The organism is Neobacillus sp. S1227 (assembly GCF_055385255.1).
Map to the genome: position 1 here is coordinate 2,484,416 of NZ_AP038276.1, position 24,287 is coordinate 2,508,702.

The window sequence follows — 24,287 nt, forward strand, 5'->3', positions numbered from 1 at the left end:
CAGATGAATTGGTTGGTCAATAATCAATGCATTTTCGTTATTATGAAGGTAGAAAAAGCTTTTAATTAGAGGTGCAGTATGATTATAATGATTGGTTTAGTAATATTAATCCTTATTTTTTCTGTAGTTTCAACTCTATTAATCTCCAGAAAACCAGATGAAAACTATAGTGGTTCAACAAAAAGAAATACCACCAACTTAACATTAATATATGTTGTTATTATTGGCATCGCTTTAATTTCACTCGGAATCTATATAGGGATTGATTAGACCATCTTGAAGGATGGTCTTATTATTTGTCCCATTTAGTTTGAAACACTCTTAAGTGCATTAGCAAACCTTTGAATTCCTTCATTGATCATTTCCTCATTTTCCCTTGCAAAGGTAAAACGGGCGAATCCCTTTTCAGTCCCCATCGTTGAACCTGGGACAAATATTACGCCTCTTTTAATTGATTCCTCCAACAATTGGATTTCATCACATTCATTATTAATTCGGCACCACAAGTGAATGCCGCCTTGTGGGATATTAAATTCGACTTGACCTTTTAAATACGTTTCCAGGCTGTAAACAATTTGGTCCCTGCGGCTTTCCAACCTCTTAACTAAGCTTTTCATATGAGACTCAAAATCATTTGATTCTAAGAAATCATTCGCAATCCATTGCGAGTAACTGGCATGTCCAAAATCGACTTGTTGTTTGGCATCTGCTAACCTTTCAATGACCTGCTTTGGTCCAATAATCCATCCTATCCTCAACCCAGAGGCAATAATTTTTGTCAAAGAACTAATATATAAAACATTCCCAAGATGGTCCAATGATTTAAGAGTTGAGATTTTTTCCATTGAAAAAGGAGTCATACTATAGGGGTCATCCTCCACCACTGGAATCCCAAATTCAGATGATATTTCAAGAATTTTTTTCCTCCGTTCTAGGGACAAAAGCGATCCAGTAGGATTTTGAAAAATTGGATCCAAGAAAATCATCCTAATTCGGTGTTTTTTATATAAATCGGTTATATCGTCCGGGTTTATCCCATCCTTTCCAACCTTTAAGTAATAGGTATTGATTCCTGCAGATTTAAATACAGGCAGATTGTAATGATAGGAAGGATTCTCAAGGGCAACTGAGTCTCCCGGTTTTAACAGGCATTGCACAACAAGATGTAAAGCTTGCTGTGCTCCCGAAGTAACCAATATAGATGAAGGATTCGTTTCGATCCCTCGGTACAGCTTAACATGCTTAGCAAGTGTCTTTCTTAGTATTAAATTACCCTGTGGATGGTCATACCCCAAAGTACCGATAAAGGATCTGTTCATAGTAATTTCCCTGAGAGATGTTAAGGGAAATAAATCTTGAGATAATTCGCCGCTGGCTAAATTAATTAACTTTTGCTCAGCCATCTCTTTGTGAATTCTTTGCGTTACAGGTAAATTGGGAAGGAACGAGCCTGCCTCAATATACCTGTTCCAGCTTGGAATACGGTTCTTAGCCATGCCCCAAATATCTTTGCTTACGGTTGTTCCGCTGCCTTTTTTTCGCTCGATTAGTCCATTTGATTCCAACTCGTCATAAGCCGCAATGATGGTGCTTCTGTTTACTCCGAGCTCTTTTGCCAGGCCCCTTTCAGATGGCAAAGGCTTATCTTGTGGAAAAGTTCCATCCGCAATCCCGTTCTCTATATATAGGGCAAGTTGTTTATAAATGGGTATTTTAGTTTCTCTGTTAGGTTTCCAATCCATTAGCTACATCCTTTAACTCAATTTAGATCCGACTAAAATAATTGTATACTTTTTCGATGGATATTTCATTTGTGGTGACGATGTGAACTTTGGTGCTTCCATAATTGGAAGTCATTTTTTTGAAAAAAATCACGGAATGTTGCGGGCCGCCCCACAAAAGTCTGCGGTTTTGTACGAAAACACTGCGCTTGTATTCAAAATCTCTGCGGTTAGAAAGGAGGGAAAAAACCGTAGAATGAAATCAAAGATAGAGAGGAAAGGAGTTTTTTAAAATGAAAGAATTCAAGTTGTTTTTACCGTATGTTAAACAGGTTCGCAGTCTCTATTTAACTGGTTTCATGGGAAGCCTGTTTCGGTTCTTAATTCCGCTGTTCGTTCCATTGATTTTAAAATACATTTTTGACCAATTGCTGCAAAACGAGGAACTAACGCGGGGGCAAATGCTTGAGCAACTACTATATATAGCTGTAGGTATGATTTTTGTTTTTCTCTTTATTAGGACGCCAATGGAATATGTAAGGCAGTTTTGTATTCATAAGGCCAACAACAATATTATTAAACAACTAAGAAAGGATGCCTTTCAAAAAGTCCACTCATTGGATGCAAAGTATTTTGTAGATAACAAAAGCGGGGAGATTGGCACGCGGTTTTTCGATGATATTGAAAAGGTTCGAGGGTTCTTAACCGCAGTATTCGGTAATATCTGGATTGAGATGATTGTTCTATTGTTTGTCATTGTGGTTATGGTGACTCTCAATATCAAACTTGCCATCCTTTCGATCCTGCTAGTTGGCTTCCAATTTGTTTTGGCCCATTTCCTTTCAAGAAAATTCAAAAGAACCACTAGGAGTATGATGAAATACCGATCTGTGATGAGTGGGTTTATTTTTGAAAAAATCCAGGGTGCTTTTCTAGCAAAGTTGTTTGCCGCGGAGAAACGAGACAAAGCTGAACTTGACCAGCATTTAGCCAAGTTTGATAAATTAACTGATAAACATGCTCGGATTAATGCGGTAATGCTGGCTTTGGTAAACGTTCTAAGTGATATGACCCCGTTTATTGTAGCAATCGTTGCAAGCCTCTTTGTCATCGATGGAAGCCTGACAGTCGGAAGTTTAATCGCATTTTTCGCTTATGTAGATAAAATGCGAAGCCCTGTTGCCGCACTGGTAAATGCATATCCTGCCATCACGGAAGGCAGTGTAGCACTGCAAAGAATCTTTGCGTTCTTCAAAACTTCATCAGCCATCAAAGAAATTTCAAACCCGCTAGAGTTAAAACAATTTAATCATGCTATTAAATTTAAAAATGTAAGTTTCTCTTACGATGGCAAGAATAAAATTATTCAAAATATGTCTATGACTCTTGAAAAAGGAAGGACTTACGCTTTTGTTGGGGAGAGCGGGGGCGGGAAAAGTACGATCCTGCAGCTTTTGTTAAGAATGTATGATACCACGACAGGGGAAGTTCTAATAGATGATGAAAATATAAGAAATTACTCTTTATCAAGTCTTCGCGAGCAAATGGGGATTGTTACGCAGGATAACTTTTTATACAGCACTTCCATTAAAGATAATATTAAAATGGGGAAATTGGATGCAACCGACGACGAGGTTATCACCGCTGCAAAAAAAGCTTTTGCTCACGATTTTATTTCAAAAATGCCTAATGGCTATGAAACAGAAATTGGCGAAAGAGGCATTAAGCTTTCCGGCGGACAAAAACAGCGGATTGCCCTTGCACGGGTATTTTTAAAAAATCCATCTCTGATTATCCTCGATGAGGCTACTAGCGCACTTGATAATGAAAGTGAAAAGCTGGTTCAGGAGTCCATTAATCAATTTGAAAACGATAAGACTATCATTATGATTGCACACCGCCTCTCAACAATATTAACTGCAGATACCATTTTTGTTATTAAAAAAGGAAGAATTGTAGAAAGCGGCAGCCATCAAAGTTTGTTGAAGCAAGACGGTTATTATAAGGAATTGTTTACGAAACAAAATGCAGCCAATGATCCAGAAACGATGGTTGCTGCTTCGTAATTTAGCTGCCACAAAAATGGGGCAGCTTTTCTTTTTTTTGATGAGTTTTTTCATTTTTTGAAAAATTAAGAAGGAAATTACTATACTAAACTCGTATTTGGTAAGTGTAGCTAAAACAATTCGAACACGACATTTGGGGGAATAGCAATGACGATTGAAAAAATGGAAGGAAAGTTGTTGTGGGAGCCTTCTCAACAATTCCAAAATGAATCTAATATGAAAAAGTTCATGACATGGCTTGAAGAAACACGGGGACTGCACTTTGATACATACGAACAACTATGGAAGTGGTCAGTTACCTCGATTGAAGGCTTTTGGTCAGCCGTCTGGCACTATTTTGACATTCAGGCGAAAACGCCATACGAAGAGGTTTTAAAGGTAAGAAAAATGCCAGGGGCTCAGTGGTTTCCTGGAGCAACTTTAAACTATGCAGAGCATGTTTTTCGGAATGAAATCCCTGAAAATGAAGCAATTATTTACGAAAGCGAAAACCGGCCACAAGGGAAAATAACTTGGGCTGAATTGAAAAAGAACACCGCGGCGATTGCCGAATACCTTAAATCACTAGGAGTTCAACCGGGAGATCGCGTTGTTGCGTATGCCTCCAATATTCATGAAACAATTACAGCTTTTCTTGCTTGTGCAAGCATCGGGGCAGTCTGGTCAAGCTGTGCTCCTGAATTTGGGATCATGAGCGTAATTGACCGCTTTAAGCAAATTGAGCCGAAGGTATTGTTTGCCGTTGATGGCTACCGGTATAGCGGAAAAAACTTTGACCGACTTGAATTGGTGAATAAAATCCAAGCAGAACTGCCAACCTTACAGCATACGATCATTATTCCAAACTTAAATGAGGAGCCAAACATTAGCCGGTTAACAAACGCAGTCTTATGGAATCATCCGCTGGCAATTTCCTCCGGAGAAGAATTAGCATTTGAACCGGTTCCATTCGACCATCCACTGTGGATTTTATATTCTTCCGGAACAACAGGAAAACCGAAGGCAATTGTTCAAAGCCAGGGTGGAATTTTATTAGAACATTTTAAAATGATGGCTCTTCAAAGCAATATCTCTAAAGATGATCGTTTCTTCTGGTATACCACAACTGGCTGGATGATGTGGAATGTAGTTGTAAGTGGTTTACTGGTTGGTTCCACGATTCTATTATATGATGGTAATCCAGCATATCCTAATTATGATGCGTTATGGAAATTTGCCGAATCCTCTAAAATGACCATGTTTGGAACCAGTGCAGGGTTTATCACGGCTTGTATGAAGGCTGGAGTGAAGCCAAGGGAACAGTTTGACCTTTCCCATTTAAAAAGTATTGGGTCAACGGGGTCACCTCTTCCTGTCAGCGGATTTGAATGGGTGTATGAACATGTGAAGGAAGACCTTTGGCTCGTTTCGACAAGTGGAGGAACGGACATTTGTACCTCAATCGTTAGCGGTGCTCCAACACTGCCAGTTCATGCTGGGGAACTGCAGTGCCGGGCACTTGGTATGGCTGTAAAGGCATTTAACGAACAGGGCGAAGAGCTGATAGATGAGATAGGAGAACTGGTCATTACGGAGCCGACGCCATCGATGCCGATTTATTTTTGGAATGATGAAAGCGGGGAGCGTTACCGCGAAAGCTATTTTGACATGTACCCAGGCACTTGGCGCCATGGTGATTTTATTAAGATCACTTCAAGGGGAAGCGCCATCATATATGGACGTTCGGATGCAACGATTAATCGCGGCGGAGTCCGGATGGGGACGAGTGAAATATATAGTGCGCTGGAAAAGGTGCCTGAAGTTTTTGATAGCTTAGTTGTCGATCTGCCGCTCAGCAGCGAGCAATCCTATATGCCGTTATTTGTAGTTTTAAAAGAAGGGGCTGAACTTTCGGTGGATGTGAAGTCCCGAATTAATCAGGCCATTCGTCAAGATTGTTCGCCAAGACATGTTCCGAATGAAATTTTTGTAGTTGAGGAACTGCCAAAAACGTTGAACGGCAAGAAACTTGAGGTACCAATCAAGAAAATCTTGATGGGGACATCTGTGGATAAGGCCGTGAATACAGGATCCCTAGCGAATCCTGATACTATACAATATTTCATAGAATTTCAGAAAAACCTAAACGGTTTGCAAGAATAAACTGTTAGGCCGCTCACAGGGTGGGCGGCTTTTTAATTGTTTTTCATCTTTGGGTATTTTTGCAAATTGAATTCTAGTTACTTAAATATCTTGTCTAATTTTAAACTATTTTGTTTATAATAAAATTTTTCACTATTCTCACCTGCTAAGCTTACACGAATATTATGTAGTAAGGTGGTGATGAATAATGTCTTTTGCACTTGCAGATTGGATGCTCTATACTTTGTGGGCTGCTTTCGGACTTATGCTTATTGATTTTCTGATTGCTTTTGTAAAATCATTTTGGAAAGGCTCATTCAGTCCAACATTAGTATTAGACTACCTAAAGGATATCCTCTATTTTATCTTCCCATTAAATATCATAATTTCAATGCTTTCAATAGACCCGTCCGGATGGATATTGGTAACCTTCTATTTTATTGGCGGTATTGCTATTTCTCTCAAGTATTTAATTGATATTTATAAGAAATTTAAATAATCTTACTCTGTAAAAACCCTCCGCTTTGGAGGGTTTTTTTATAAATATTTTTCTTGCTGCCAGATACCTTTCTTGTCAACTTGAAGGCCTAATTTTCATAATATATTTCAAAAATTTAGAAGGGATGTGTGACCATGAGGAACTATCAATGGGTTAAGTGGCGGAAAATCATCCTCTGGGCTGCGGTTTTCGTGTTTTTATTCATGCTGTTGGTAATGGGAGGACCTGCAGCATGGAATATCGCAATAACTGTTTTAGGTTTTGTCTTCCAATTGTTTTTTGCCATGATGTTTATGATTATTCAGTTTGTTGCTCTGTTTTGGTTTCTTGCCAGGGGGCGGACCTATTGGATATTGCCTGGTGAAACGGGTTCCACCTGGGATGATTATCGAGGAAACCCTGAAATTGTAGAAAATGCAAAGCGGATTGTCACCCTCCTTAAAGGCGTGAAGGAATTTAAGGAAATGGGGGGCGAAGCTATCAGGGGATTATTGCTTTGCGGGCCGCCCGGAACAGGAAAATCCTATTTGGCCCAAGTGATTGCGAATGAAGCACAGGTACCATTCGCCTATGCATCTGCCCCTAGTTTTCAAAATATGTTTTTCGGTGTAGGAAATCTTAAAGTCATGGGTTTATATAAAAAAGCAAGAAAACTTGCAAAATTATATGGTGCCTGCATCATTTTCATCGACGAAATAGATGCCATCGGCATGAGCCGGCAATCGGGCGGCGGTGGCGGGGGTATGATGGGAATGATGGGAATGGGCGGCGCCGGGCTTTTAAACGAGCTCCTTCTGCAAATGGATCCCCCTAATATTGACAATTCTTGGTTTGCCAAGCTTCTCCGCTCGCTTGGTTTAAGACGGAAAAAGGCAGAAAGGCCTGCTGTCTTGACGATTGGAGCAACTAACCTTCCCGATGTGCTTGACCAAGCGCTGCTTAGACCTGGCCGGTTCGACCGAAAACTATGGGTAGATTCCCCTGATTATGATGGCCGGGTGGATGTCTTCTTCTATTATCTTCAAAAAATAAAGCGGGATGAAACGTTGACCCCGGAACGCGCTGCGATCGATACGATTGGTTACAGCCCTGCACAAATCAAACATATCGTGAACGAGTCCATTGTCATTGCACACCAGCGAGGCGCTGCAGAATCGAGTTACGAGGATTTTCGAGCCGCAATGGAAACCTATGAATGGGGCCTCAAACAGCCGCTCCGTTCCATGAGTGAGGATGAAAAGCGGAATGTTGCTTATCATGAGGCAGGTCATGCGGTAGCGCAATACCTTTTGAAGCCGCATGAACGTGTTTGGAAGGTAACAATTATTCGCAGGGGAGGCGCACTAGGTCTTGCCGCCACGAAACCAACCCATGAAAGATACAACCGCAGCGATAGTGAGATTCTTGCGGAAATTCAAGTATGTCTCGCCGCAAGGGCAGTGGAGGAAGAGTTCCTTGGGAAGAAATTAAATGGTGTCACTTCCGACTTGCGTCAGGCAACAGAGTTGGCAGGTGCATATCTCGGCATCGTTGGAATGGGTGACGAATTGTTCAGTTGGCTTGCCCTGGGATCGCGAGCCGATGGCCTAAGGGCTCTTCGTTCAAAAATAAACCAGCTGTTAAAGGATGAAATGACCAAAGTAAAAAAGCTTGTGCTGGATAATGCGGCTTTCGTCCACGCAATTGCAGAAGAATTGCTTAAGCGGGGCGATTTAACGGGTGAAGAAATTGAAGAAATATATAATGGGCTAAATAACCCAGATAACACACGGCTGCCTATAGTGGGAGCATAAGTTTTTTTTGTTGAAACCAGACAATCTAATTGACTGACTGGTTTTTGATACAATTACTGTTCCAGCAAAGTTAAGGCTGCAGACGTACTGGTTGTTATTAGTGATATTATACGTGTTTAAAACTATTTGAAGGAGCATTCTTTTTTTGAAAAAGGAATGCTCCTTTTTCTATTAAAATGGGTTAAAGTATTTTTATTTTAATTGACAGTAATTTCACGAATGTTATATTATTTACTCATTATATGTTATAAAATCTAACATGAAGAAGGGCGGTACACCTAATGAAAAAAATTGAAGCTATTATCAGGCCAGAAAGACTTACTGAGACCATAAAAGGGTTAAAGAGTATAGCTATAACTGGGTTTACCGTTTCGCAGGTGGTTGGCAGAGGGAAACAGAAAGATACTCAAGGTGTATACCGCGGGAAAAATTACAAAGTGACACTACATCCAAAAGTAAAATTGGAGATTATTTTATCTGATTACATGGTCGAACGGACCATTCAGACCATTGTGGGCTCTGCGCAAACTGGAGAAGATGGGGACGGAAAAATTTATGTTTATCCGATTTTAGAAGCGTATAACATCCGGACTGGCGAAACGGATGATGATATTGATGATTTGCAGAAAAAGGAGGGTTGAGTATCATGGAACTGATGTACTTAAATTCGGTTTGGGTTGTGCTTGCGGCAGCGATGGTGCTGTTTATGGAGGGCGGCTTTAGTTTGCTCGAAGCAGGTTTGGTCCGAACAAAAAACGCTGTAAATGTGACAATGAAAATTTTTGTGGATTTAACGGTTGGTGCTTTAGCTTTCTGGCTCATTGGATTTGGTGTAATGTTTGGGAAGGATGCTCTCGGGTTTTTTGGAACAACACTTTTTGGGCATCCGGAAAATATTTCTCTTTCTATTGAATTGCCAAGCACGGCCTTTGTATTGTTTCAAATGGGCTTTGCTGTGGCCTGCATTTCGATCGTTTCAGGTGCAGTTGCTGAAAGAATGAATTTCAAAGCGTATATTTTAACAGCTGCTTTAATCTGTATCATTGTATATCCTCTTTCCGGACATTGGATTTGGAGCGGAAACGGCTGGCTCGCGAAGTTGGGGATGAAGGATTTTGCCGGCTCTGCCGCTATACATGCGGTAGGGGGCTTTGCTGCTTTAGCTATGGCGAAATGGCTGGGGCCAAGGAAAGGAAGATTTAATTCCGATGGAAGTACAAATGTATTTGCGCCAAGTAACATTCCGTTAGCTTCAGCTGGCACGTTCATTTTGTGGTTTGGCTGGTTTGCCTTTAATACTGGCAGTACCTTAGATGCGTCCAATAAAGCTTTTGCCTCCATTGCCATTAACACTATGCTGGCTGGAGCGAGCGGGGGTACCGCAGCGATGTTTATGACAATGAAGAAATTCGGCAAGGCGGACCCCAGTATGATGATTAACGGAGTATTATCTGGGTTAGTGGCTGTAACGGCCGGATGTGCCTTTGTATCTCAGTGGAGCGCAATTATCATTGGTTTTGCCAGTGGTTTGATTGTTATTTACGCAACATTAATAGTCGACAATTTAAAAGTGGATGACCCCGTTGGCGCTGTGGCGGTTCATGGGTTTAATGGGGTATTCGGGACCATTGCGGTGGGATTCTTTGATCAGTCACATGGGTTATTAACAACAGGGGGCTTTTCTCTTTTAAAAATACAACTTTTAGGTGCGATCGTAGTGGTTGTTTGGGGGCTTATCTGTGGTTCGTTTATGGCATATGTGTGTGAAAAAACGGTTGGTCTGCGGGCAACCGAACGCGAGGAAGAAGAAGGCTTGGATATGTCTTATCATGGTATCCCGGCCTATAATGAATTAGAACGGTTCGCGGATTTGCCGACAAGTTTATATAATTTTGAAGAAACAACAGGAATTACAGTAGCCCCGAGCGGCGGGAAGAAAGTTTCTAGTGACGCTGTATGAATGAACTGCCAGCCATATCGATTCTGGTATGCTGGCAGTTCTTGTTTTTACTATATCTAATATTTTCACCATTACAAATGTTTAAATTTTAACTGAGGCTTCCTTTGAAGACCAATTTTTTCGCCATGCTTGCTGCGCGTTTGCAAGGACAATCAGTACTGCCACACCCGTAACTGCATAAACGATAAAACCAGTTTGGTATGTTCCGGTTACTTGTTTTAGTGTACCAAGAATATTTGGGACAAAAAATCCGCCAACCCCTCCAGCCGCTCCAACTATGCCTGTAATCATTCCAATTTCCTTTGAAAAACGCTGTGGAACTAATTGGAATACTGCGCCATTCCCCATTCCAAGGCAAAGCATGCCAATAAATAAGAAAGTTATCGCCATGTAAAGAGATGGGAGCTGGCTTACGGCGAACATATTGAGTGAGGCTGCAATCAATAAAAAGGTAAGCAGACGGACACCGCCGATTTTATCGGCAATATATCCGCCAATTGGTCGAAAAAAGCTTCCAGCCGCTACACACAGTGTCACAAAATCCCCAGCCTGTACCTTGGTTAAATGATATTGATCGACGAAAAAGATACCTAAAAAGCTGGAAAGCCCCACAAATCCTCCAAAAGTAAAACTATATAACAAGCAAAAATACAAAGTGTCTTTATGTTTAAAGATACGAAAATATTCGATTACTGGTTTGGCCGCTGGCTGAGAGGGAGGATCTTTGGCCATTATTAAATAAAGAAAAAAGACTATAAAAAGCGGGATACAGGCCAGTCCCATGACATTGTGCCAGCCATAAGCTTCAGCTAAACGAGGGCTGAACAAAGTGGCAAAGAGTGTACCGCTATTTCCTGCGCCAGCAATGCCCATCGCCAATCCTTGCAAATGAGGAGGATACCAGCGGCTTGCCATCGGTATGGCTGCAGCGAAGCTTGCCCCTGCTACACCAAGTAAGATGCCGATAAAATATAGTTCAGATATTGTATTCCCCAATTGCCAGCCCCATAACAGGGGAATCATCGATACAATCATCCCGAAAATGGCTGTTTTGCGCGGGCCGATCCGATCTGTTAAAACCCCAAAGATAAGACGGAAAAAAGATCCGCTCAGAATCGGGATGGCGACGATGAATCCCTTCTCAGATGGTGATAGATTAAAGTCATTCGTAATATAGACACCTAGAGCCCCTAACATTACCCATACCATGAAGCTGACATCAAAGTATAAAAACGATGACAGCAGTGAGGGGGCATGCCCGCTTTTTCTTAATTCTATTAATCTCATTTTATCTCACACCTTCCTTGCGCATTGTCCGACTAACGGAATCTACCATCCGATATTTTGTTTTTTTGAGAAAATCACTTTAGCCATCAATACAGTAAACGTAAAAAAACCAATTACTTTTTTCATCTCCATTCCTCCATTCCTCCTTATGTACTTTCCGTAATTCCCTTGCTGTTTTCAAGAATAATAGGTAAATGTTGTTTTGTCTCAAAATCTGTAAGGTCATTTGACATGGAAATTTTCATGTTAGAAAATGTAACATATTCAATTTATTTTTTCGTTTTTTATGGAATAATGAGGGATATTCGATTATTTCATCATTAGTGGAGGTGTTTTATGGTTATGGAAAGACCAGCCCTAGTTGGCAAAAGAATGGCTAAAGCTAGTTCTAAAGCAGCTGCCATGCCTCTAAACAAAATCATTTGCAGATGTAATACAGTAACGAAAGAGGCTATTTTGGAGGCTGTTCAAAAGAATGGGTTAACAACCGTTGAACAAATAAAAACTTGCACAAAAGCAACTAGTTCTTGCGGAGGATGTAAACCGCTAGTGGAGGGTCTGCTTTCTTTCATTCAGGGTGATCCATTTGTTGAAGAAAATCTTTTAAAACCCTTTTGTTCTTGCACATCACTAACAGAAGAAGAAGTGGTTAAGGAGATGCAATTGAGGAGATTAACTTCTGTCCAAAAGGTAAGAGCGGATCTCAAATGGAAAAATGCAGCTGGCTGTGCAACCTGTACCCCAGCGATTCAATATTATTTAAGCATGATAGATCCGCAATATGAGAATAAACATACCAACATGCAAGGTAACATCAAAACTTTTATCAGTGAAAAAATATGTAACTGCGACTGGCATCCCGCTCCTCAAATAGCGGATGGCCTTCAAATGAAATTCGAATGGCTATTAACACCCTATCCTATAAAAATCGACATTACCCCATGTATGCATAATGTGGAGGTTCCAGTAACCAAGGATATTGGTCTGATTGGAATTGACAGGGGATGGGAAATTTATGTAGGCGGCAGCGGTGGGGGCGTCCCTCGAAGCGGAAAATTATTATGTATTGCAGGAACCAAGGAGGAAGCAATTGATATGGTTTCTGGTTTTATCCAATATTATAGAGAAACAGCCAATTACCGTGAGCGGACATGGCAATGGTTAGAACGAGCGGGCTTAATGCATGTAAGAGAAGTATTGTTTGAAGATGAGCTTCTCTCCCAACTGCTTAAAAGGCTGAGTGAGGATGAATCGAGAGGGAAGAAAAGGGTGGGCGTCCATGACTGAGTTATTATTAAAGTATTTTCGAACGAAGCAGCAGGAAGTGGAAAAGGAAAAAAGGTACGATACACAATGTCCATTTTGCAGCATGCAATGTAAGATGCAGCTGATTGAACAATCGATTGTTTCAAGGAAAAAATATATGACCGTCGGGAAAGATAATCCAACCTCCGAGGGCCGCTTATGCATGAAGGGTTCAAATGCCCATCAACATGCTTTCCATCGCGACAGGTTGAAATACCCGTTATTAAAAGTTAACGGGGAATTTGTCCGCATATCCTGGGAGGAAGCATTGAACCACATCAAAGAAAAGTTTACCCGAATTCAGGCGGAGGATGGTCTGAATGCCTTGTCCGTTTACGGGAGCGCGTCCATCACTAGTGAAGAAGCATACTTGCTGGGGAAATTTGCACGGGTAGCGTTAAAAACCAAATACATTGACTATAATGGCCGTTTTTGCATGTCTGCTGCAGCTTCCGCCGCCAACCAAACGTTTGGAATGGACAGAGGCTTCACTAACAGTTTGTCCGAAATTCCGTCAACAAAGTGCATTATTTTGGCAGGGACAAACATTGCCGAATGTCAGCCGACTATAATGCCGTATTTTGATAAGGCCAAACAAAATGGTGCATTTATCATAGCTATTGACCCGCGGGAAACAGCGACAACGAAATTGGCTGATTTACATTTACAGCTAAAACCGGGAACAGATGCCGTACTGGCCAACGGATTATTAAAGGTCATCATACAAGATGGCTATTTGGATCATGGGTTTTTAAAGGAGCGGGTAAATGGTTTTGAAGCTGTTAAAGACTATGTCCTCAGCTTGGACTTGGCCCGAATTGCAGAACAGACGGGTGTATCCGTCGAGCAAATTCGGACAGCGGCGAGAAAATTTGGAAAAGAAGAATCAGGAATGATTTTTACCGCCAGAGGGGTGGAGCAGCAAACGGACGGCTCTTTTGCTGTTCGTAATTTCCTGAATATTCTGCTTGTTACAGGGAAAATCGGAAAACCGAATTGCGGTTATGGAGCGATTACTGGTCAGGGAAATGGCCAAGGAGCAAGAGAACACGGTCAAAAGGCAGACCAGCTGCCCGGTTACCGCTCGATTGAGAATAAGGAGCACCGCGAATATATGGCCCACGTCTGGGGTATCCCTGTGGATGAATTGCCCCGAAAGGGAGTTTCAGCCTATGAAATGATGGAAAAAATTCATGAAGGTGAAATAACGGGAATGCTGCTCATGTGTTCCAACCCGATTGTTTCTAATCCGAATGCCGTTTTCGTAAAAGAAGCTCTAAAAAAATTAAAATTCTTCGTGGCAGTAGATTTATTTGTATCCGAGACTGCAAGATTAGCAGATTTAATTTTACCAAGTTCTTCTTATCTTGAAGATACAGGGACAATGACGAATGTAGAAGGCCGGGTAATGTTAAGGGAAGCGAGCTTTCCGTGTCCTGGAGAGGTGAAACATGATTGGGAGATTATTTGTGAAATCGCTAGAGTTCTAGGCAAAGGGAATTATTTTTCCTATGCATCACCGGAAGATATTTTTAATGAGTTACGAATCGCGAGCCGCGGCGGAATCGCTGATTATTTCGGGATAACATATGACCGTTTGAAACAGGAAGGCGGTGTGTTTTGGCCGTGTCCGGATGAATCAAGCAATGGGACAAATAGATTGTTTGAAACTGCTTTTGCCCATCCTGATGGCAAAGCGGGTATGGTGGTAGTGCCGAATGAATTGGCAACTTCTAAAGAAAAGGCAAACGAAGAGTATCCCTTATATCTAACAACAGGACGAGTCGTTTCGCATTATCTAACAGGTGTGCAAACAAGAAAAAGCCCGGCATTAGCGGCCAGAAACATTGAATCTTTTCTGGAAATACATCCTTCAACTGCGATGGCCTACGGAATTGGCGATGAAAGGTTGGTGAAAATTGAATCTAGAAGGGGGAGTATCGTTGTAAGAAGCAAATGGTCGGAAACAATACGTCCGGATACGGTGTTTGTTCCTTTCCATTGGGCGGATTCACAAAATGTGAACATACTCGTATCAAAGGAACTGGATCCGATTTGCAAAATGCCAGGTTATAAAGTGAGTGCCGTTCGAGTTAGTCCGCTTGTTTGAATGAAAGATTTAATTCAAAAACTGCGTTAGAAAACCTCACATGAATGGTAACAAGTTGAAAAGGGTGTGATATATTTTAAAAAACTACACAAGGAGGGAATGCCAGGTGGAAAAGAAAAAGCTCGTTTTAGTCGGGAATGGCATGGCTGGTATTAAGACCATTGAAGAAATCCTACGTGTTTCAAATGAATTGTTTGAGATTACTATTTTCGGAAGTGAGCCGCATCCGAATTATAATAGAATTTTGCTCTCAAAGGTTCTGCAGGGCGATACAAGTGTTAAAGATATAACGTTAAATGACTGGGCCTGGTATAGTAATCATAATATTCAATTATATACAGGAGAATCAGTAATCAAAATTGATCATTGCAGGAAAACAGTCATTACAGATAAAGGCAGGATAGAGCCTTATGATGAATTAATTTTGGCAACGGGTTCACTACCTTTCATCCTTCCAATACCCGGAAAAGATATAGAAGGGGTAACCGCCTTTCGTGATATCAAGGACACAGAAGTCATGCTGGAGGCATCCAAACAATTTAAAAAGGCAGCAGTAATTGGAGGCGGCCTGCTCGGGCTAGAAGCGGCAAGGGGACTATTAAACTTAGGAATGGATGTTACGGTCATCCATCTTGCCCCTTATCTGATGGAACGCCAATTAGACCCAACAGCCGGGAAACTGCTCCAAACAGAATTAGAAAAACAAGGCGTGAACTTTTTATTAGAAAAACAAACACAGGAAATCTTAGGAGAAGAACGGGTAAATGGATTGAGATTCAGTGATGGGACGGAGCTTGAAGCGGACTTAGTGGTGATGGCAGTTGGGATTAAACCGAATGTTGAGCTGGCAAAAGAAAGCGGGCTGCTTGTCAATCGCGGCATTGTTGTCAATGATTATATGGAAACGAATATCCCTCATATTTATGCGGTTGGCGAGTGCGCAGAACATAACGGAATTGCTTATGGTTTAGTGGCACCTTTGTATGAACAAGGAAGAGTATTAGCCAAACAAATCTCTGGGGTTAGAACGGAACCGTATAAAGGCTCTATTTTATTTACTCAGTTAAAGGTTTCGGGTGTTGAAGTTTTTTCAGCCGGAGACTTTTATGAGGAGGAAGACAAAAAAGCCATCAAAGTCTTTGATGAACAAGATAACATTTATAAGAAAATTGTCTTACGAGGAGATCAAATTGTCGGTGCTGTCCTATTTGGTAACAGCAGCGAAGGAAACCGTTTAGTTTCCATGATTCAAAAGGAAACGGACATTTCCGATTTAACAAAAGTGTCCATTTTAAACCAAACAGGTGAAGGTCATGGAGACAGTTTGACAGCTGCGATGAGCAATGAAGAAATTATTTGCGGCTGTAATGGAGTGTCGAAAGGTACTATCATCGAAGCGATTCAGGAAAAAGGATGCTCGACAGTCAATGCTATTAAGGAATGTACGAGTGCATCGCGTTCCTGCGGAGGCTGCAAACCACTTGTAGCAGAGATTTTACAGATTACCTTAGGATGCGAGGCTGATGTCTCTTTACAAAAAGAACCGATGTGCAGCTGTACATCACTATCAAGAGATGAAGTGATTGAAGAAATTAAAACAAAAGGGTTGACCCACATAAAAGAAATTATGTTTGTTCTAGGGTGGAGCACAGAAGAAGGATGCTCAAAATGTCGTCCTGCTCTGAATTACTATTTAGGAATGGTTAATCCAACCGGTTATGAAGATGAAAAGCAATCGCGTTTTGTGAATGAGCGTATGCATGCGAATATTCAAAAAGACGGAACATATTCAGTCGTTCCAAGGATGTATGGAGGAGTGACGAATTCACATGACCTAAGACGGATTGCAGACGTGGTTGATAAATATGATATCCCATTAGTCAAATTAACTGGTGGGCAGCGAATTGACCTGCTCGGGGTCAAAAAAGAAGACTTGCCAAGAGTATGGAAGGATTTGGACATGCCGTCAGGGTTTGCCTACGGAAAATCGCTTCGGACTGTTAAAACCTGCGTCGGAGATCAATTTTGCCGATTTGGCACCCAGGATTCAATTAGCTTGGGAATAATGCTGGAAAAGAAATTTGAAGGTCTGCAAACTCCTCATAAAGTAAAAATGGCCGTATCCGCATGCCCTAGAAGCTGTGCTGAGTCCGGATTCAAAGATATTGGTTTTATCGGAATCGACGGCGGCTGGGAAATTTATGTTGGGGGCAATGGAGGGACCCACGTCCGCGGCGGGGACCTATTGTACAAAGTAAAAACTGATGTGGAAGTGATGGAGATAACCGGTGCCTACCTACAATATTATCGGGAAACAGCAAATTATTTAGAAAGAACATCGGCTTGGATAGAGCGTTTTGGTTTGGAACACGTTCGTTCAGTCCTTGATGATAAAGATAAACGTTTAGAATTAAATGCCAGAATGGAAGAGGCTTTGGCGGTCATAAGGGATCCTTGGAAGGAAATTACTGAGGATGAACAGGTAAGGAAAGAGCTTTTTGAAAGTGTAGTCATGTCGTAAGGAAAATGAATAGCTGAAAGAGGGAGTGTATCAATTTTATGAAAAAAAGTATCTCAAAATTTCCGCTCGGCACTGTTCATGATTTCCAAGAGCGTTTAGGTAAAACGGTTCGGATCGGGAATAAAGAAGTGGCGGTTTTCAAATTATCAAACGGGCATATACGAGCGGTTGAAAATCGCTGCCCCCACAAAGGCGGCGTGTTAAGCGAAGGAATCGTAAGCGGTGAATTTGTCTATTGTCCCATGCATGATTGGAAAATATGTTTGCAAGATGGAAAAGTCCAAAAGCCTGATATCGGATGTGTGAAAAACTATCAGACGATAATAGAAGAAAATAGAGTATTTATCCTAATGGATGAAGGATAAGATAAATCACTTTTTATAATAGAGCCTAATAGTTCATTCTAATTAATATTTAAAAGCCAGTTCATTTTGACTGGCTTTTTTTGGCTGTTTATTTGTTTTGAGATTTATTTCTAAGTGATTCAAACTGTCTGAAAGATCGATCGGAGCATTTGCGATAAAGTCAGCCTCTTTAAATATATGAAATGTCATGCAAGGTTGCAAATCTATTGTTAAAAGAATTAATTTGTATTTGACAAATTTCGAATCAGCTTTTCCACGGTGTTTATAAGTTGGGAGATATTTTCAGGTTCATTAGCCTTCCTCTCTGACGATGGCACAGGATTATCAAATTCTTGACTTGACTGATTTCCCTCAACTGTAGAGAATTCTTCTTGGTTTCTTTTGTTTCTGTTTCTCCTTTTTTTATTATTATCGCTAGATTTTACTACACTTTGGCGAGACTGCTTTTCATTGTTTTGGTACTTATCTGACTGGCCCAAATTCTGATTTTTAGATTCTTCTGCCTTTTCACTTTTCGCACCATAACTAATATTTTTAATGTGAAACATGGCAACACGAACGATTTCCTCTTTACTGATGAGTGAAACACAATCCTTATTTACATCGCTAAGGACACCTTCTAACTTTTCAGGACCGCCGCGGTTAATTCTAATCCATTGGAATTTCAGGGAGTCAAGGAGAGCTTGGAAATCCGAAGCTTTTTTAAATTCCAAATCCTTCGGTACTTCCAGATTAAAATTCAAGCTTTCCTTTACGTTGTCAGTAATGCTTTTAATATGATAAGTGTTGTAGTAAACGACTCCATCATCTTCAGTCAAAAGAGCGATATAATCGTTATAAACATCCAATAGTAAACCAATTCTTGATTCAGAACCGCCGCGATTAATTTTGACAACCTTACCCACCATATAATTCATCATGTCTTTACCCATAATTTGTGTTTCCCCCTAAATTTGAATTAATTTGTTAACACTGCATCTATATGTGTCATGGAATGATGTTGTCCTAATAAAATAGCCTGTTTTTTAATACAAGTCCTTTCTTTTCGAAAAAAAAGGGCCATAGTGGTGAATTCTATAAAAGATAGGAGCACCGACGCCGCCGCGGAATAGTGCTGGGTTAAATGGGTATACCCTTGTGTTCCCAGATGGTGGTGCAAGGGAATGAGTTGTAAAACAGCTTAAGGAGATGGGTGCCCCAGTTAGAGAAGAGGATGGAATTGTTGAGGAGACTAACGACCCTGCTAGAAATCAATTTCGGTTGGTCATTTAATAGAATGTCTATTTGGGAATCGACAGTATCATAATAGATATCCGTTTAACAAATTCCCTTTTAGTAGAGTCCTGTCAGGGAAACCGGGGCTATTTTTTGGAAAAAATTTTATTTAAGCACTTGTTAAAACTAATTGTATTAGTTATTATGGTATTATGGTTAGTTAATGAGGGAATAGGGGAGATCGGCTGATGGATTTACTTGCTGGGCTAAAGTCTATCAATGTTATACTAAGATTTTTATTGGAGCTTTGCTCATTATTTGCAATGGGATATTGGGGGTATAAAACAGGAAATGGCCCTTTGCTTCAATGGATATTTGCTATTGGTGCCCCTTTAATGATGGCGGTTATGTGGGGAGCAATGGGTTCACCTAAAGCGCCGATTCAATTGTCTGGACCTCTTCATTCTATTTTGGAAATAGTGGTATTTGGGTTGCCTGTAATATTACTCTTTTCTCTGGGGAAAACAGAGATTGCTTGGGTTCTTGGATGCACAGTGGTCATTAATAAGATACTTATGATCATGTGGAAGCAATAATATGGAGTAGGCGCATGAATTTTTCATGCGCCTGCACTATTTCCATTAATTCGTCTTATGTTCCAGGAAAAATTCTGTCATTTCTTTTCGTATTTTAGAAATATGTTTTTCCATCAATTGTTTAGCGTGAAGGGAATCCCCTGTTGCGATGGCTATATAAATTTGTTTATGTTCATCAAACGTGTCCTCAACACGTTCGGGATTAGTCAGGCGCAGTTTCCGGGTGGCCCTGATGGTGTCCTCCAAGCGTTCGCTAAGAGACTGAATTAAATGTAAAAAGATAGAGTTATGGGATGCTCGGACTATATTCGTATGGAATTTGACGTCTGCTTCGAGGCCAAGCTCCACATCATCGTTGGAATTCCGCATTAATTCCAGTGCTCCGCTGATTCGTTCGAGGTCATCGGTTGTTGCTCTTTGTGACGCCAGAAAAGCACATTCTACCTCCAAAACGCGGCGAAGATCCAGCATCTCATATATTAATTTTTTTTCATTATTTACGATTGAATGGGAAAAATCATTCATCATACCTGGTGTAGGGACTGTTCTTACAAAGGTCCCACTGCCTTGTCTAATTTCAATTAATCCTTCAACCTCCAGCTTCCGCAATGCCTCTCTTACCGATGTTCGGCTAACATTGAGAAGACTCGCCAGTTCTCTCTCTGTAGGCAATTTTTCTCCCGGAGGAAGTTTCCCATTTAAAAAGGAATCTTTTATTTTATCAGTGATAACCTCATATGCTTTTTTCCTTGGCTGCTGCATGTCAGTTTCATTCCCCTCAATATGACCAACCTATCATGATATTATCATACAAAAATTTTTCCGGAAGATACAATTTCATAATTCAAAATGGTTGATTTTTTCAGACTATTCCCTATAATAAAATAAAGGTTGGACCAATTTTAATTATTCGCAAAATTGGTCCAACCAATTGGTTGGAAATTTAAAGGAATCAGGTGAAAGTAATGTTAACAATTGAAGGATTGGCAGCTGAACTTAAAAATGTGTTACCGGCAGAACAAGTATCCATCAATGAGACGATTAGAGAGCAACATGGCAAAGATGAATCGTATCATACCCCAAGCTTGCCGGATGTAGTTGTTTTTCCTGCTTCTACAGAAGAAGTATCCAAGATAATGAAATTGGCCAGTGAATACAAAGTACCTGTTGTGCCATTTGGAAGAGGAACCAGCTTAGAAGGTCACGTCATACCATATGAACACGGAATTACGATAGATTTCTCTCTTATGAACAAGGTTTTAGAAGTAAGGGAAAATGATTTTCTGGTGAGAGTACAGCCGGGAGTTACGCGCACACAGTTAAATAAAGAACTCAAAAAATATGGGCTGTTTTTCTCCGTTGACCCGGGAGCAGATGCAACCTTGGGAGGTATGGCAGCAACGAATGCAAGCGGTACGACAGCAGTCAAATATGGTGTAATGCGCGACCAAGTCCGTGATTTAGAGGTTGTTCTTGCGGACGGCACGGTGATACATACGGGAAACTTAGCGGAAAAATCTTCATCCGGCCTGCATTTAAACGGATTGTTTGTCGGGTCTGAAGGAACGCTAGGCTGCTTTACTGAGTTAACCTTGCGCGTCTACGGTATTCCAGAATATGTGATGGCAGCGCGAGCATCATTTCCGTCCGTCCAAAATGCGGTCTCAGCGGTGGTTGGTATTTTACAGGCAGGAATTCCTGTTGCACGAGTGGAGCTTGTCGACGAGCCCTCTATGAAGCAAGTAAACTTGTTTAACGATACGAATTATAAGGAACAGCCAACATTGTTTATGGAATTTCACGGAAACGAGGCAGGCTTAAAACAGGACGTGGAATTTATGAAGGAAATCGTCACCGACTATCATTGCGAAGGTATAGAATATGAAACCGAACAGGCGGCATTAAACCAGCTATGGGAAGCGCGTCATAATTTGGCCTATGCTTTTATTCACGGCTTTCCTGGTAAAAAAATGATGACAACAGATGTATGTGTACCAATTTCAAATTTGGGAGCAGCCATTGATAACGCTCGAGAGGCCTTAAATAAATTAGATTTGCCAGGAGGCATTGTGGGGCATGTCGGCGATGGCAATTTTCATGCTCTCATTATGATTGATATGAATAACCCTGAAGAAATTAGAAAATCAGAAGAATTCAATGAAGTCATTGTGATGGATGCTCTTGAACGAGGTGGTACTTGTACTGGAGAACACGGAGTCGGAGTAGGGAAGCAGAAATATCAGGAGCGGGAGCACGGTCCAGCACTAAAGGTGATGGAAAGAATCAAACTAGCACTCGACCCAGAAAACCTCTTGAATCCTAATAAACTTATCAAAGTGAAGAGGGAGTTAGGCTGATGAAAATCTTGGAATCTATTAGTTCGATTGCTGGAAAATATTTTGCTGTGTGGGTGATTTTAATTGCGGTTATTGCATTTATTGTACCTGCTCCGTTTTTAGTTTTTAAAGGATATATCACTATCTTATTGGGCGTTGTTATGTTTGGAATGGGTTTGACATTAAAAGCAGTTGATTTTAAACTGGTAATCACCAATCCTATTCCGGTCATTATTGGGGTTTGTGCGCAATTTGTTATCATGCCAATTACCGCTTTTTTAATTGCCTATTTCATGAATTTACCAGCTGAATTGGCTGCAGGGCTTGTTCTTCTAGGGTCCGTCCCAGGCGGAACGGCATCAAACGTCATGGTTTACCTAGCAAAAGGAAATGTTCCACTTTCGATTACGATGACATCCATTTCCACACTTTTGGCACCGATCGCAACGCCGGCAATTTTCTTGTTGTTTGGCGGTAAATGGATGCCGGTTGATCCGATGGCGATGTTTATGTCCATCGTTCAGGTTATTATTTTTCCAATCATCTTAGGGATTGTGATTCGGAAGTTCCTTCCTGGAATGGTGGAGAAAAGTATTTCTGTACTGCCGTTGATTTCAGTTGTTGCGATTATCTTGATTGTATCTGCAGTTGTTTCAGGAAGTGCCGACAGTATCGCATCCGCTGGATTTTTAATCTTCACAGCGGTAATACTGCACAATGCATTTGGTTTGCTTCTTGGCTATTTTACTGCTTTTGTCTTGAAGCTTGATGAAGGGACCCGAAGGGCAATTTCAATTGAAGTCGGTATGCAAAACTCTGGATTGGGAGTGGCACTTGCAACTGCCCATTTTGGACCCTTAGCTGCTATCCCAAGTGTTTGCGGCGCCGTTTGGCACAATATTACAGGTCCAATTCTAGCTACATATTGGTCGAAGAGACCAGCCAATCGGGGGCAAATGAGCACCGGTCAGGAACAGGAAAAGAAGGCTATTTAAGTTTGGAGGCACCTTTTTGGTTAAGGTGCCTTTTCTTTGTTTTTTAGCGCTTGGAATGTATTTGCTAAAAGTGTAAAGTAAAGTGGTTAGTTTATAGGAAGTAAAAACCCTAATACGGAAAGTTTTTCTACATATTCGGAAAGTATTTGGTAAAAATGGCAAGATTAAAAACTGTCTGTCCTTTTGCTGCATTTAGTCATAGTAATAAACTAGAGGAGGGAAATCCAAATGTCTCAACAACTCGAAAAGGCAACCTTCGCTGGCGGCTGCTTTTGGTGCATGGTATCGCCGTTTGATGAACAGCCTGGGATTAAAGAGGTCATCTCCGGCTACACGGGCGGGAACAAGGAAAATCCCACTTATGAAGATGTTTGCTCAGATTCGAGCGGACACTATGAAGCTGTTCAAATTACGTTTGATCCGTTAATTTTCCCCTATGAGAAATTGCTCCATATTTTTTGGCGGCAAATTGACCCTACTGATGCCGGTGGGCAATTCAGCGATAGAGGAGAGAGGTACAAGACGGCAATTTTTTATCATAATGATAAACAAAGAGAACTGGCTGAAAGCTCAAAGGCTGAACTAGAAGCAAGCCTCCGCTTTTTAAAGCCGATTGTCACTGAAATTCTGCCTGCAGGTCCGTTTTATTCGGCTGAAGAAAAGCACCAGAACTATTATAAGAAAATACCTTTTCACTATAACCATTATTTTGAAGCTTCAGGACGGGCTAATTTCATTCGTGAAAATTGGAAAAGGCGTAAAAGTGACAAAGAACTTCGTCAAGTGTTAACGCCGCTCCAGTACGAGGTAACCAGGAATAACGCTACAGAACCACCATTTCAGAACGAATATTGGGATAATATAGAGGATGGAATCTATGTTGATATCATTTCGGGAGAACCGCTCTTTAGCTCCATAGATAAATATGATGCAGGCTGCGGTTGGCCAAGCTTTACCAGGCCATTGCGTCGGATTGAACTTGAGGAGAAGTTTGATACTTCCCATGGACTTCGGCGGATTGAGGTCCGCACGAAAACCTCCGATTCCCATTTAGGGCATGTGTTTGATGACGGGCCAGGACCGGACCGGGCGCGGTATTGTATAAACTCTGCAGCCCTCCGTTTTGTTCCAAAGGAAAAGCTGGAGGAGGAGGGTTACGGTGAATTTCAAAAATTATTTCAAAAATAAATTCAAAAATACCACAGTTATTCCGACTGTGGTATTTTTATTGGATCAAAGTCTGCAACAAAGTACAGGTTTATTCTTTGAACGAACACTGCTATTCTAAGAATGATAGATTTTGCAGATATTCCCTAAATAGGAATAATCCTAAGACCTTAAGAAATTCTTAAGATTTATCCTGACTTGAATTTAAGATTTGTTGTTTACGATATAGA

18 protein-coding genes are annotated in these 24,287 nt (G+C 41.0%); 14 read left to right on the forward strand and 4 right to left on the reverse strand.

Annotation, left to right across the window (positions count from 1 at the left end; translation table 11 throughout):
- Nucleotides 1-305 precede the first annotated feature (305 nt).
- Nucleotides 306-1,742 carry a MocR-like pyridoxine biosynthesis transcription factor PdxR gene (gene pdxR, locus ACZ5AE_RS12645; protein ID WP_464572775.1) on the reverse strand — a complete coding sequence of 479 codons (1,437 nt, stop codon included), beginning with the start codon at nucleotides 1,740-1,742 and terminating at the stop codon, nucleotides 306-308.
- 272 nt (nucleotides 1,743-2,014) lie between these two features.
- On the opposite strand from pdxR, the gene ACZ5AE_RS12650 reads away from it, so the two are divergent.
- The 6 genes from ACZ5AE_RS12650 (at nucleotide 2,015) to ACZ5AE_RS12675 (ending at nucleotide 10,160) form a co-directional block, all read left to right on the forward strand.
- Nucleotides 2,015-3,787 (forward strand): ABC transporter ATP-binding protein, encoded by a 1,773-nt coding sequence (locus tag ACZ5AE_RS12650; RefSeq protein ID WP_464572777.1) that lies wholly within the window; start codon nucleotides 2,015-2,017, stop codon nucleotides 3,785-3,787.
- Nucleotides 3,788-3,934: 147 nt separating this feature from the next.
- Entirely contained in the window at nucleotides 3,935-5,929 is a 1,995-nt protein-coding gene (locus ACZ5AE_RS12655) for an acetoacetate--CoA ligase (protein ID WP_464572779.1), read from the forward strand.
- A gap of 187 nt (nucleotides 5,930-6,116) precedes the next feature.
- Complete coding sequence (locus ACZ5AE_RS12660) at nucleotides 6,117-6,407, forward strand: hypothetical protein (RefSeq protein WP_464572781.1); 291 nt, start codon at nucleotides 6,117-6,119, stop codon at nucleotides 6,405-6,407.
- A 134-nt stretch (nucleotides 6,408-6,541) separates the two neighbouring features.
- Complete coding sequence (locus ACZ5AE_RS12665) at nucleotides 6,542-8,200, forward strand: AAA family ATPase (RefSeq protein ID WP_464572783.1); 1,659 nt, start codon at nucleotides 6,542-6,544, stop codon at nucleotides 8,198-8,200.
- Nucleotides 8,201-8,481: 281 nt separating this feature from the next.
- On the forward strand, nucleotides 8,482-8,841 hold the full coding sequence (locus ACZ5AE_RS12670) for a P-II family nitrogen regulator (protein WP_464572785.1): 360 nt from the start codon (nucleotides 8,482-8,484) through the stop codon (nucleotides 8,839-8,841).
- Nucleotides 8,842-8,846: 5 nt separating this feature from the next.
- The gene (locus ACZ5AE_RS12675; RefSeq protein WP_464572787.1) at nucleotides 8,847-10,160 is read left to right on the forward strand and encodes an ammonium transporter; all 1,314 of its coding nucleotides are present in this window, start codon (nucleotides 8,847-8,849) and stop codon (nucleotides 10,158-10,160) included.
- A gap of 81 nt (nucleotides 10,161-10,241) precedes the next feature.
- Here ACZ5AE_RS12675 and ACZ5AE_RS12680 read toward each other — a convergent pair whose 3' ends face one another.
- Entirely contained in the window at nucleotides 10,242-11,447 is a 1,206-nt protein-coding gene (locus ACZ5AE_RS12680; protein WP_464572789.1) for a nitrate/nitrite transporter, read from the reverse strand.
- Nucleotides 11,448-11,783: 336 nt separating this feature from the next.
- Between ACZ5AE_RS12680 and ACZ5AE_RS12685 the strand changes: the two genes are divergently transcribed.
- From ACZ5AE_RS12685 to nirD, 4 genes are all read left to right on the forward strand, one after another.
- Nucleotides 11,784-12,734 (forward strand): (2Fe-2S)-binding protein, encoded by a 951-nt coding sequence (locus tag ACZ5AE_RS12685; protein ID WP_464572791.1) that lies wholly within the window; start codon nucleotides 11,784-11,786, stop codon nucleotides 12,732-12,734.
- Nucleotides 12,727-14,862, forward strand: coding sequence for an assimilatory nitrate reductase catalytic subunit NasC (gene nasC, locus ACZ5AE_RS12690; protein ID WP_464572793.1), 2,136 nt, complete (start codon nucleotides 12,727-12,729; stop codon nucleotides 14,860-14,862). The genes ACZ5AE_RS12685 and nasC overlap by 8 nt, the downstream gene beginning before the upstream one ends.
- Before the next feature lie 106 nt (nucleotides 14,863-14,968).
- The gene (nirB, locus tag ACZ5AE_RS12695; protein ID WP_464572795.1) at nucleotides 14,969-17,383 is read left to right on the forward strand and encodes a nitrite reductase large subunit NirB; all 2,415 of its coding nucleotides are present in this window, start codon (nucleotides 14,969-14,971) and stop codon (nucleotides 17,381-17,383) included.
- 38 nt (nucleotides 17,384-17,421) lie between these two features.
- Nucleotides 17,422-17,748 carry a nitrite reductase small subunit NirD gene (nirD, locus tag ACZ5AE_RS12700; protein ID WP_464572797.1) on the forward strand — a complete coding sequence of 109 codons (327 nt, stop codon included), beginning with the start codon at nucleotides 17,422-17,424 and terminating at the stop codon, nucleotides 17,746-17,748.
- 218 nt (nucleotides 17,749-17,966) lie between these two features.
- On the opposite strand, the gene ACZ5AE_RS12705 is transcribed toward nirD, so the two are convergent.
- On the reverse strand, nucleotides 17,967-18,680 hold the full coding sequence (locus tag ACZ5AE_RS12705; RefSeq protein ID WP_464572799.1) for a hypothetical protein: 714 nt from the start codon (nucleotides 18,678-18,680) through the stop codon (nucleotides 17,967-17,969).
- Between the two features lie 531 nt (nucleotides 18,681-19,211).
- On the opposite strand from ACZ5AE_RS12705, the gene ACZ5AE_RS12710 reads away from it, so the two are divergent.
- Nucleotides 19,212-19,559 (forward strand): YrdB family protein, encoded by a 348-nt coding sequence (locus ACZ5AE_RS12710; protein ID WP_464572801.1) that lies wholly within the window; start codon nucleotides 19,212-19,214, stop codon nucleotides 19,557-19,559.
- A 45-nt stretch (nucleotides 19,560-19,604) separates the two neighbouring features.
- Here ACZ5AE_RS12710 and ACZ5AE_RS12715 read toward each other — a convergent pair whose 3' ends face one another.
- On the reverse strand, nucleotides 19,605-20,321 hold the full coding sequence (locus tag ACZ5AE_RS12715) for a FadR/GntR family transcriptional regulator (RefSeq protein ID WP_464572803.1): 717 nt from the start codon (nucleotides 20,319-20,321) through the stop codon (nucleotides 19,605-19,607).
- A gap of 203 nt (nucleotides 20,322-20,524) precedes the next feature.
- Here ACZ5AE_RS12715 and ACZ5AE_RS12720 point away from each other — a divergent pair, with 203 nt between their 5' ends.
- The 3 genes from ACZ5AE_RS12720 to msrB all read left to right on the forward strand — a co-directional run bounded on the left by ACZ5AE_RS12720 (nucleotide 20,525) and on the right by msrB (nucleotide 24,078).
- The gene (locus ACZ5AE_RS12720) at nucleotides 20,525-21,916 is read left to right on the forward strand and encodes an FAD-binding oxidoreductase (RefSeq protein WP_464572805.1); all 1,392 of its coding nucleotides are present in this window, start codon (nucleotides 20,525-20,527) and stop codon (nucleotides 21,914-21,916) included.
- Nucleotides 21,916-22,890, forward strand: a complete 975-nt coding sequence (locus ACZ5AE_RS12725; RefSeq protein WP_464572807.1) for a bile acid:sodium symporter family protein — start codon at nucleotides 21,916-21,918, stop codon at nucleotides 22,888-22,890. The genes ACZ5AE_RS12720 and ACZ5AE_RS12725 overlap by 1 nt, the downstream gene beginning before the upstream one ends.
- Nucleotides 22,891-23,118: 228 nt before the next feature.
- A complete protein-coding gene (gene msrB, locus ACZ5AE_RS12730) occupies nucleotides 23,119-24,078 on the forward strand; it encodes a peptide-methionine (R)-S-oxide reductase MsrB (RefSeq protein WP_464572809.1) in 960 nt (319 codons plus the stop codon).
- Nucleotides 24,079-24,287: the final 209 nt, after the last annotated feature.